At 32.9% G+C, this 11,256-nt stretch carries 10 protein-coding genes; all 10 read left to right on the top strand.

Going from position 1 to position 11,256, the window contains the following annotated elements; genetic code table 11:
- Nucleotides 1-146: 146 nt before the first annotated feature.
- The 10 genes from B5G27_RS04200 (at nucleotide 147) to B5G27_RS04155 (ending at nucleotide 11,252) form a co-directional block, all read left to right on the top strand.
- Nucleotides 147-1,778, top strand: coding sequence for an HAD-IA family hydrolase (locus B5G27_RS04200; protein WP_087177687.1), 1,632 nt, complete (start codon nucleotides 147-149; stop codon nucleotides 1,776-1,778).
- Nucleotides 1,779-1,953: 175 nt separating this feature from the next.
- Nucleotides 1,954-3,162, top strand: coding sequence for a glycosyltransferase family 4 protein (locus B5G27_RS04195; protein WP_087177686.1), 1,209 nt, complete (start codon nucleotides 1,954-1,956; stop codon nucleotides 3,160-3,162).
- Between the two features lie 93 nt (nucleotides 3,163-3,255).
- On the top strand, nucleotides 3,256-4,203 hold the full coding sequence (locus tag B5G27_RS04190; protein ID WP_087177685.1) for a glycosyltransferase family 2 protein: 948 nt from the start codon (nucleotides 3,256-3,258) through the stop codon (nucleotides 4,201-4,203).
- A 13-nt stretch (nucleotides 4,204-4,216) separates the two neighbouring features.
- Nucleotides 4,217-4,933: a polysaccharide deacetylase family protein gene (locus B5G27_RS04185; protein WP_162611186.1), complete on the top strand. Its 717-nt coding sequence runs from the start codon at nucleotides 4,217-4,219 to the stop codon at nucleotides 4,931-4,933.
- Entirely contained in the window at nucleotides 4,930-6,051 is a 1,122-nt protein-coding gene (locus B5G27_RS04180) for a glycosyltransferase (RefSeq protein WP_087177683.1), read from the top strand. The genes B5G27_RS04185 and B5G27_RS04180 overlap by 4 nt, the downstream gene beginning before the upstream one ends.
- A complete protein-coding gene (locus tag B5G27_RS04175; protein ID WP_162611185.1) occupies nucleotides 6,044-7,222 on the top strand; it encodes an O-antigen ligase family protein in 1,179 nt (392 codons plus the stop codon). Before B5G27_RS04180 ends, B5G27_RS04175 begins: the two co-directional genes overlap by 8 nt.
- A 10-nt stretch (nucleotides 7,223-7,232) precedes the next feature.
- Complete coding sequence (locus tag B5G27_RS04170) at nucleotides 7,233-8,237, top strand: glycosyltransferase family 2 protein (protein ID WP_143449641.1); 1,005 nt, start codon at nucleotides 7,233-7,235, stop codon at nucleotides 8,235-8,237.
- A gap of 3 nt (nucleotides 8,238-8,240) precedes the next feature.
- Nucleotides 8,241-9,272 (top strand): hypothetical protein, encoded by a 1,032-nt coding sequence (locus tag B5G27_RS04165; RefSeq protein ID WP_087177681.1) that lies wholly within the window; start codon nucleotides 8,241-8,243, stop codon nucleotides 9,270-9,272.
- The gene (locus tag B5G27_RS04160; protein ID WP_087177680.1) at nucleotides 9,273-10,499 is read left to right on the top strand and encodes a hypothetical protein; all 1,227 of its coding nucleotides are present in this window, start codon (nucleotides 9,273-9,275) and stop codon (nucleotides 10,497-10,499) included.
- Between the two features lie 3 nt (nucleotides 10,500-10,502).
- Complete coding sequence (locus B5G27_RS04155; protein ID WP_087177679.1) at nucleotides 10,503-11,252, top strand: aspartate/glutamate racemase family protein; 750 nt, start codon at nucleotides 10,503-10,505, stop codon at nucleotides 11,250-11,252.
- The last annotated feature ends 4 nt before the right edge of the window (nucleotides 11,253-11,256 follow it).

Genomic DNA, 11,256 nt, shown 5'->3' with positions numbered 1-11,256 from the left:
CCCCCCCCCCCCCCCCCCCCCCCCCCCCCCCCCCCCCCCCCCCCCCCCCCCCCCCCCCCCCCCCCCCCCCCCCCCCCAACAGACCTCCAAACTAAGGAAGATGGATATCCTGCTTTCTATGATATTGAGTTCAGGAGGGCGGCATAATGGGAGAAAAGCTGAATCGGACATATAGGATCTTATTTACAGGTATCGGGAGACGGGTTGAGCTTGTCCAGGCATTTCGCCAGGCCGCTTTAAACATAAATATAGATTTAAAAATATATGGGGCAGATATGACAGGAACTGCTCCAGCACTTATATTCTGTGATTTTACAAGGACGATTTGTGGAATGAAAGAACCACAATACATAAATGAACTTTTATATATGTGCCAATCAGACCATATTGATATAATTATCCCAACCATAGATACAGATTTGCTCGTATTATCTCAAAATAAAGATAAATTTGAAAAGATTGGAACAAAGGTTTTGATCAGTAGTCCGGATATGATCTCAATCTGCAGAGATAAGAATTATACTGCGGACTTTTTTATTTCATGTGGGCTAAAAGCGCCCAAGACGTACAATAACTATGAGGAATATCCCAATATATATCCGTGTTTTATTAAACCAAAAGATGGAAGCAGCAGTATCAATGCTTTTAAAGTCAATGCTTATGAAGAATTAGTCGTATATGCGGAAAAAATCAAGGATTATGTGATACAACCGTTTATAAGTGGAAAAGAGTTTACAATTGATATCTTTTGTGATTATGATGGAAAACCAATTTATATTATACCGAGAGAAAGGCTAGCTGTCAGAGCAGGCGAGGTTTTGAAGACTCAGATTTTCATGGACGAAACCTTGATACAAGAAAGCAAAAAAATCATAGAAAAGTTTAGGCCATGTGGCCCAATGACAGTACAAGTTATTCGTCAGAATAGCACTAATGAAGATTATTTTATTGAAATTAATCCAAGATACGGGGGTGGAGCACCATTAAGTATGAAGGCAGGAGCAAAATCGGCAGAGGCGATGCTTCGATTACTTAGAGGCGAACATTTAATTTATAAAACAAATGCAGCATTAGATGGTGCAATATATAGTCGATTTGATCAAAGTGTATGTATATCATCCAAGATTAAACAGCCGTTGAAAGGAATTATATTTGATTTGGATGATACTTTATATTCAGAAAAAGAGTATGTTAAAAGCGGATTTGAAGAGGTTGGAAAATTTTTGGATGATGAGGAAGCAGTAAAACAGCTTTGGAAATTTTTTCAAGATGGAAGACCAGCTATCGACAGTTATTTGAATCTTGTAGGAAGAAATGAATTGAAAGATAAATGCCTTGAAATCTATAGAAATCAAAAACCCCAAATACATTTATATCCTGGCGTTAATGAACTTATAAAAAATTTTATTAGCCGTGGGATAAAAGTCGGCATTATTACTGATGGTCGTGTGGAAGGACAGAAAAGTAAAATAGAAGCACTTGGGCTTGATAAGATAATAGAGGACATTATTATTACGGATGAATTAGGCGGACCGCAATTCAGAAAACCTAATGATATTGCTTTTCGCATTATGCAGTGCCGATGGAGATTACCATATGAGCAGATTGCTTATGTAGGAGACAATGTTGTTAAAGATTTCCAGGCAACAAAACAGCTTGGAATGCAGGGTATTTTTTATCGGAATCAAAATAGTCTATATTGTAGTGGGAATAATTGTTTTGAGAATTATATGATATCTGATTTATGCGAATTAGAGGATTTAAGTCTCGGTTTATAAATTGTTATTACGCGAAAATTGATATGTTGTATAGAAAATATGCTTTAAGAACAAAAATGCATAGTGAATGTTTTATGTAAAGGAAAGGCCTATATCAATTAACCAACAGAATAATGCAGAGTTCATTCTTCTTTAAAACAGTAAGAATTAAGAAAAGGAAAGTGTATATTAAAAAATGAATATATTATTTCTTACATTATTACAAATTGAGAGTCTTGAAAAACATAGCATTTACCATGATTTGTTTAGAAAATTTCGAGATCATGGTCATTATATATATATTGTTTCGCCAAGAGAAAGACGGAATGAAAAGAAAACAGAACTAATTACTGAAATAAACGTTCAGATGTTATGTGTAAAAATCGGAAATATTACAAAATGTAATGTGCTTGAAAAGGGTATCTCTACAATGTTGATAGAAAAGCAATTTAAATCAGCAATCAAAAGATATTTTTTTGATGTAAAGTTTGATATGGTTCTGTATTCTACGCCACCAATTACATTAGCTGGGGTCGTTGAATATATTAAAAAACGGGATAGTGCGGTAACATATTTACTTTTGAAAGATATATTTCCGCAGAATGCGGTTGATATAGGTATGATGAGTAAGAATGGTATTAAAGGGTTACTTTATAAGTTTTTTCGGCAGAAAGAAAAGAGTTTATATGCTATATCAGATTATATTGGATGTATGTCACAGGGAAATGTTGACTATATATTGAAACATAATAATGAAATTATTCCAGATAAAGTAGAGGTTTGTCCAAATTGTATTGACGTGATAGATACGTCTGTAAATTCTGAAACAAGAATAAAGATTAGAAAGCAATATAATATACCAATAAATAAGATCGTATTTGTCTATGGCGGAAACTTAGGAAAACCACAAGGTATTCCTTTTTTAATCGAGTGTTTGAAAAGCCAGAAAAAGAATAGCGATGTGTTTTTTTTGATTGTAGGAGATGGGACAGAGTATAATACGTTGAAAAACTATATTGAAAAATATAAGCCTTTAAATGTAAGATTGATGAAAAAACTTCCCAAACAAGAGTATGATCAAATGATTGCAGCATGTGACGTAGGAATGATTTTCCTAGATTATAGATTTTCAATTCCTAATTTCCCAAGCAGGTTGTTGAGTTATATGCAGGCGAAAATTCCAATACTAGCCGTGACGGATATGAATACAGATGTAGGAAATGTGATTGTGTCAGGAGGCTTTGGTTGGTGGTGTGAGAGTAATAATTTAAACACATTTTATGAGAAAATTGAAGAAATATGCAAAAGCAATTTGGGAGCTATTGGTAAAAAAGGTTTTAAGTATCTCAAAGATAACTATAGCAGTGAGAAAAATTATGAAATTATAATGAAACATTTTAGATAGAGGAATGATTAATGCATCGAAAAGATAAAATGGAAGGTTTTGTTTTAGAAATATAATATTGTTATAATTTAGGGATGTACAAGGAGCAGATGTATGAAATTTTTTCCGTTAGTATCGGTAATAATGCCAGTTTACAATGTTGAAAATTATATTAGGGATTCAGTTAAATCTGTTATTAGTCAAACTTATAAGAGTATAGAGCTAATAGTTGTGGATGACGGTTCACAGGACGATTCAATTTATCGTGCAGAGAAATTATTAGAAGAAAGTCAGATAAAATACAAAATCATACATCAAAAAAATTTAGGACAGGGATCAGCCCGAAATGCGGGATTTAGAGTGTCAAATGGTGAGTGGGTGTTGTTTCTGGATTCTGATGACATGCTATCAGTTAATGGAATAGAACACATGGTTTCAGCCGTTACTCAGAATATAGACTTAGTATTTTGTGATAATAATTCAATTTTATCTTCAAATAAAGCCATTATAAAATGTAAAAGTCGTACTCCCCAATATTTTTCACGCAGGGAGTTGCAAATGTTATTTTTGAAGAGAAAAAAAGTAGTTTTGGCCCCCGGAACATTGTTTAAGAAAGAATTCTTAATAAGAAATAATCTTTTTTTCGAGGAAATTCCTTGGTCTGAGGATCAGCATTTTATTTGGAAAGTTTTATATCATATTTCCGGAGCGTGCTATCTTAAGGAACCTATTTATCAATACCTTCATAGAGCTGGGTCTATAATGACTGCTTCAAAAGCTAAAGTAATGAAAATGAGCTATAAATCTATTTGTTCTCTTTCTTCATATTATGAAGATGAAAGAAATGTCGGACAGTTTATAGTTCCGCGATGGGTAATGGGAACAATGAACGTTTCAGCTAGGCTTTTGCCATATTCTGAGTGGAAAAATCTTTGGGATGAAATTGATGCATCGAAGCATTTTCGTAAGCTAAAGCACTTCCCTGAGATTAAAGTAAGGCTGTTTTCAGTTGTAGGGTGTTTTTCTAAGAAATTATATTATTTTATTTTGCGACGACGATAATAAGGGGATGATAATGAGATATTTATATTCTTTTATACAAAAGGTAATAGAGAAAATGGGAGAAAATACTGTTGGTTTAAGGATATATATGTTTCATCAGATTAATGATGATAAAACAGAATGGAAAGATAAAGGAACCAGTATAACACAGACAGGTTTTAGGATGTTTATTGAAGGATTGCAAGCTAAAGGTTGCCGCTTTTTAACATTGGCTGACCTTTCTCCAGATAAAGCTGAGCCTAGGAATGTAATCATAACCTTTGATGATATATTTCAGGATGCAGTAAAAAATGCAATACCATTTTTAGTAGAAAAGAATATTCCTTTTTGTGTATTTATTACTGAAAACTATATAAATTCAGAGAATTTTCTTACAAGTCAGTCAATACAAAAGCTAATAGATGAACCCTTGTGTACTATAGGATTCCATACAAAGAATCATAAATTAATGCGATCTTTAACGAGAAAAGAGTTGGGAGAAGAGATGGAATGTAATGATTTTGAAAAATTAGTAGGGCGAAATATTTCGTTTTTTGCTTTTCCCTATGGATCGTTATATGCTTGTACGCTCAAGAGTATTTTAAGAGCAAAAAGAAAGTATACATTGGTTTTTTCAACAGTCTCTATTCCATGTTCAAAAAGGCAACTGCAAAAAGTACCTTTTTTTCTGCCACGAATTAATATTTGTGAAGGCAATTACAGAAGAAAGTTAAAGGAGATTCGGTTTTGAAAATTGTTATTTTTTCAGATAATGTAGCACCTTATAGAATGGCATGGGCTGAGGAGCTTGGGAAAAAACATAATGTAACTTTTGCCTATGTCAAAGAAAAAGATTCAGAAAGAAATAGTTCTTGGCTAGTTAAAAGTAGTGCGTTTGTTAATATGGTTAAACTTCCAGCAAAAGTTATACATAATAGGGCTATTTCTTTATCGGTGATAAAGTATATTTGTACTCATAAGTCAGATGTTGTTATTTTTGATGGATATGGTACTGTCCCCAATATGTTGGGAATGTTGTATTTGAATATAAAACATAGAGAATTTTTTGTGAATGTTGATGGTGTTAATCTTGATACGGTTGATGGTCGATTGAAAAGATTAATAAAAAATGTAATATTTGGAAAATATAGTTATTTTTTGTGTAGTTCTGAATATACAAGACAGAGAATTCACCTTTATGGAATTGCAGATTATAGAAGTATTGCGCATAACTTTTCTTCACTTCATGAAGATGACATTATTGATCATGTGCCTTCAAAACGCGAAAGAACTGAAATGAGATTAGCTTTAGGTTTGGAAAATCGTACGACAGTGATTGCGGTAGGGCGTTTTCTGAAATTGAAGCAATTCGACATGCTTATAAAAGCATTTGTACCATATGATAAGGAACATCAGTTGGTGATAGTTGGAGAAGGGGATGAAAAAAAAACATATGAAGAACTGATTGAAAAAAACCACTTAGAACATACAAAAATTATTAGTTTTATAAACTTTGACAAGTTGAAAAAGTATTATATTGCGGCGGATATCTTGGTATTGCCTTCGTATTCGGAGGTCTGGGGACTGGTTGTTAATGAAGCTATGGGATGTGGTGCAATTCCAGCTATTGTTTCAAATCGGTGTGTTGCAGGATATAGCCTAGTAAAAAATGGAGAGGCCGGTTTTCAATTTGACTACAGAAATATGATGCAACTAAGAGAAAAGATAGGTTGCCTACTTGGAAATGAATGCTTACGTAATAAGATGAGTAAGAAAGCATTAGATAATATTAGGAATTTTACTATTGAAAAAATGGCTAAAACTCATATGGAGTGGATAGGTCAAATGGTGGATGATAAACATGAATAATGTAAATACTCGCAATAAGTCAAATAAAACAATGCTAGTGATGGTATTATTTGTATGTGCTATGACAAACATATCTCAAATGCCTGTTATTGTTAATACAGGTTATACTAGGTATTTCTCTATACCACTATGGGTGGGGTTAGCAATAATTTGCCTATTTGCACTTAAACGAATTCCATATTATCATATTAAGAATTTATTTTTTTTAGTAGTTGCGTTTGCTATCTATTATTTTATAGCGAGGCTTTTTAATAATAGTTATTCTAATTCTCAATTGCCATATCCAATATTCTTAGCTTTTTTTGTATTATTTGTTGGATATTTGGCTAGTCAATTTTTGATTATAGATGATATAGATACACTTCTTACGGTCTATGTAATTAGTTCAACTTTAGTGTGCATAGACGTATTTCAAACATATGTGCAAGGTGTTGATATGGGGGCATTGACATATGCATATGCATCAAAGAATTCTGTTTCTCAGATTCTTTTATCATCATGGATCATAATTCTGTTGAGAAAATTCGGGAAAACAAGAGGATTTATCAAAAATACATACTATATCTTGTTCTTTGCATTATTAACAATAACACTACTTGGACTAAAAAGTCGGGCTACCATTATTGGAATGCCGGTAACTATCATTTGGGTTTTAATGCAGGGAAAAATGGATCGAAAGGTTAAACATATTATTATATTAATTGTAATTGCAACAATAACATTTTTGATAATAAAGCCACAGTATTATGACATACTTGTTAATAATATTATATTAGGCAATAGATCTGTAAGTAGTTTGGATGAGTTAAGCTCAGGAAGATATTCTCAATGGGGAAATTTCGGAGAGGAATTTAAGAATAATTGGCTTTTTGGACAAGGGTCTGCTGCAAGAGAGTCACTTGTTCTTACAGCTTTACTAGAGTTTGGCGTAGTCGGAGGAAGCCTAATATTTGCGATGGCATTAAGTCCGTTATGGTGGTGTTTAAGAAAATTTAACCGTTATAATCCACTTTATTTGTTTTTTTCATCGTTGGCAATTGTCTATATTACGAATGGAGTCTTTGAACAGTTAGCACCATTTGGTCCAGGAGTTAAGTGTTACTTGTTATGGTTTTTATTTGGTATCTTTTTAAATAATCGTATGAATTGGTCAATTTATAAAAAGCAATAGGAGATAGGACATGGCAATAGATTCCTTAATTAGCGTGATAATACCTGTATACAAAGTTGAAGAATATTTAGACCGATGTGTAGAGTCAATTTTAAACCAGACTTATACCAATTTAGAAATATTACTTGTTGATGATGGATCTCCGGATAATTGTCCAAGACTATGTGATGAGTACGCCTTAAAGGATGCAAGAGTACGAGTTATCCATAAAGAAAATGGTGGGTTAGCTTCCGCAAGAAATGCGGGCTTGGAAAAAGCTAATGGTCAGTTTGTTTCTTTTATTGATAGCGATGACTGGATTGAAAAAGAAACATATGAAAAGACCATGCGAATACGAGAAGAAACATTAGCAGAAATAATCATGTTTGATATCGTCCAAACAGATGGTATCAATTTTTTTAACAAATTTAATTATACCCGGGAGTCAGGATGTGTTGTTGCTGCAAAAGAAATTGTTAAGCAAATTCTTTTGGATAAAATCGGAAGTGAAGTTGTTAAAGCAGTATATGACATCAATTGTTGGGATGGAATTCGGTTCCCATATGGAAGACTGTATGAAGATATTCCAACGACTTACCATGTGTATGAAAAGGCTAGCAAAGTAGCTTTTGTTAATGAACCGTTATATAAATATAGGGTCAATAAAAGTAGTATTTCATATACTCCAAATCCAATAAAACCATATCATTTTTATTTGGGATATAGAGATCATTATGAGTATGCTTGTAAGTATTATCCAGATATTATTGGCAGTGTCGGAGCAAACGCAGCACATTATGCTATCAGCATGTATTTTCATGCATGCACGGATGCTATAGAAAAATTAGCACCGTATAAGCAGGAGACGGAGGTTTTTTTGATTGAAAACAAGAAATATTTCAATATAAACGAAATTATGAGGTCTCGAAGAATTATGTTGAAACTATTTTATTTTTCGAAGTCGTTGTTTAGATTAGTTTGCAAAATTATGAACAAGATTGGAATTCAAAAGCTTCTGAATTTAGAGGTGAAATGACAAATGAAGACACTTTTTTTCTGCAATACCAATTATCAGCTAATTGTTGCCGTGCAAATAGCATTATCTTTTAATAAGAGCGGTTCAATAATTATTACTAATGAAATAAAGAACTATGAAAACATCGTAAAGAACCTTCGTAAGACAAAACTCTTTGAGCAGGTTGCTTGTATTGATGTAAAAACTGTAAAAAAATCGATTACATTAACAATACAATGCATTTTGGGAATGGTTCCGAAAGAAATCAAGAAGTGTATTTTTGATGAATTTGTCGGGTTTAATTTAGATATACCTTCACATATTGTTTATGCATTTTTCTATAAAAAGAACAAAGATATTGTCGTAAATAAGATGGAGGAAGGGGTGATGTCTCTTAACACGCCCGAGACATCCTGTGGTGTGTTACAGGCGAGTTATAAAATTAGACGACTTTTAAATAAGAGAAATATGAAAGATGTCATATCTGGATTTTACTGTTTTTCGCCTAAAGCGAATAGGAGCGGTATCCCGAGTATTCAGATACCATTAATCAATCACAGTTCAAGAATCAAGGAATATCTGAATACTATATTTTGTACGAATATAAAATTTGAATATAAAGAAAAATATATTTTTCTTTCGTGCATCTATGATATTGAGGGAGGTAATCCTATTGGAGAACTTGAATTAGCAATAAAAATTGCTGATAGAGTGGGAAGAGATAATTTGTTGGTAAAAGTTCATCCAAGAGATGACAAAGAAAAATACATTCGAGCTGGATTAAAAGTGGATGAGAATTCAGTAATCCCATTTGAAGTGATTCAGATTAATAATGATTTTTCGGAGAAGGTTTTAATAACCACTCTATCTGGAAGTATATTAAATTTCAATCCTGTACTGGAGAAGGTACCAATATCTTATTACGGATATAGCCTTTGCAAATTAGAAGGAAATTATTTGGCATCTTATTACAAGGATATTTTGGAACAGTATCTTGCAGATCCGGAACTGGGACTAAGAAATATTTATATTTTAAATAAAATGGAGGAACTATAAATGGGAGTGCTTAAGATAGGAAAGCCATATATAGAGAATTTACATAATGGGAAAGTTAGATTATGCGCAGACATCGAAACAAATGGTGATAAATCTGTTCTGTATTATGAAGTGGAAGAGGAATATGGTCGATTTTTGAACGATGATCGTTGTGATGCATTTGTTGTTGGGCTCATTAATTCCTGTATGTTTGATGAAAATGATATTATTTGTGAATGTGTTTTAACCGAACAATTGTATTTCCAAATTAATATGTATTACATTCCCCTAATTAGCGATTTGTTTTCTGACATGAACGCAATTCATATTACGGCTGATACAACCAATGAGCCCGTTGAAAATGAAGGTAAAATTGGAACGGGAAATTCTGGCGGCGTAGATTCCACATATACCATGCTGAAGTATAGCAAAGATAAATTAAAGAGTTTTAAATTGACCCATGTGCTTTTTACGAATATATCCACCAATGATTATGATGACGGTAGGATTCGATCTTTATTTGACAGGGACCTTCCAATGAAAATTGAGGCAGCTAACTATTTGGGATTGAAGTCGATTTCAGTTTATACAAATCTATATAGCTTTTATAAGCATCCAGGAATTTTTAATCATTATTTTGCACAGCAATATTGTAGTGCACCGTTGGCATTAGGAAAGCTTTTCAAGGCATATTATTTCTCCTCTACATTTAAGGCAAATGATTATTCAATGGATGAGAATCTTATTGTGTCATCAGGCAGATATGACATATTTTCGCTAAAAACATTGACAACTTCTAATATGGCGTTCTACTCAGCTGGTACAGAAGTAGATAGAATGGATAAATTGGATTACATTATCAATTCAGATTATACTAAAAAGTTTCTTCAAGTATGTTCAGTGGAACAAAGTGCCGGAGGGAAAAATAAAGCTGCAAAACTAAACTGTGGTTACTGCAATAAATGTGGGAGAATGATAGGGTTATTTTATGCGCAGGGTATATTGAAGGAGTATGAAGATATTTTTGACCTTTCTTTTTTCAATAATAATAAGGCAAAGTTTATTGGTAAAAATATAGAAGCTGATCAAGGGGTTTTTGCAAAAAAAGTAACCAAAATGTTGAAAGAAAATCACAAGTACCCTGTAGGCACAGATTTTTATAGGATTTGTTATCACATAAGATATAAATTGGCAAAAAGTGAACAGCTTGTAAGGTTTTATCATAAACTAAAAGGGATTGAGGACTGATTTATGTATGACATAGGAATAATAGGCGGTATGGGACCTAAGGCTACTTCTATATTATTCGATAAGATAGTGAATTTTACAGATGCAAATTGTGATCAAGAGCATCCTTCAATTATTATTTTAGATAACAGCAAAATTCCGGATAGAACGCACTATATTTTAACAAAACAAGGTAGCTCTCCATTTGATGGTATTGATGAGGCGTTGGATATTTTTTCTTCTGTGCTTAAACCCCAGGGAACAATAGGAATGGTTTGTAATACAGCGCACTATTTCGCAAAGCTTATTGATAAAAAGGCGAAACTTTACGGCATCAGTTTTATAAATATGCCCGAATATACATTGAAGTATATAGCATTAAGTAATTTGAATAAAAGTTGTTGTGTGCTATGTACACAAGGGACAAAAACTGCGAAAATTTATAATCAGACCAATCATGATGGTCTCGAAATTTTATATCCAAGCGATAAACAGTGTGAAGAAGTGCAATCAATAATTTATCAAATTAAAGATACAGCAAATGTTGACTACATTAAAACAGCGTTAAAATTAGCTAGGTTGATGGAAAAGATTGGTGATTATACTTTTATATTGGCATGTACCGAGCTTTCTATATTAGATAAGTCGTTGCTTGGACAGGCATCTATAGTTGATGCAATGGACATTTTGTCTATGATGCTTGTAAATAAGAGTGGGTATCGTATAAAAATGGTAGATAACAGATATGATGAAAAAATTATAAGGACGATGTAAAGTT

Source organism: Lachnoclostridium sp. An76, from assembly GCF_002161355.1.
GTDB lineage: Bacteria > Bacillota > Clostridia > Lachnospirales > Lachnospiraceae > Mediterraneibacter > Mediterraneibacter caccavium.
Note: the sequence above shows the minus strand (reverse complement) of the source record. Positions and strands in the feature narration are given on the sequence as shown.

Coding starts and splice junctions, on each gene's coding strand:
- B5G27_RS04155 (WP_087177679.1), top strand. CDS start 10,503: ATGTATGACATAGGAATAATAGGCGGTATGGGACCTAAGGCTACTTCT.
- B5G27_RS04175 (WP_162611185.1), top strand. CDS start 6,044: ATGAATAATGTAAATACTCGCAATAAGTCAAATAAAACAATGCTAGTG.
- B5G27_RS04185 (WP_162611186.1), top strand. CDS start 4,217: ATGAGATATTTATATTCTTTTATACAAAAGGTAATAGAGAAAATGGGA.
- B5G27_RS04170 (WP_143449641.1), top strand. CDS start 7,233: ATGGCAATAGATTCCTTAATTAGCGTGATAATACCTGTATACAAAGTT.
- B5G27_RS04200 (WP_087177687.1), top strand. CDS start 147: ATGGGAGAAAAGCTGAATCGGACATATAGGATCTTATTTACAGGTATC.
- B5G27_RS04160 (WP_087177680.1), top strand. CDS start 9,273: ATGGGAGTGCTTAAGATAGGAAAGCCATATATAGAGAATTTACATAAT.
- B5G27_RS04190 (WP_087177685.1), top strand. CDS start 3,256: ATGAAATTTTTTCCGTTAGTATCGGTAATAATGCCAGTTTACAATGTT.
- B5G27_RS04195 (WP_087177686.1), top strand. CDS start 1,954: ATGAATATATTATTTCTTACATTATTACAAATTGAGAGTCTTGAAAAA.
- B5G27_RS04165 (WP_087177681.1), top strand. CDS start 8,241: ATGAAGACACTTTTTTTCTGCAATACCAATTATCAGCTAATTGTTGCC.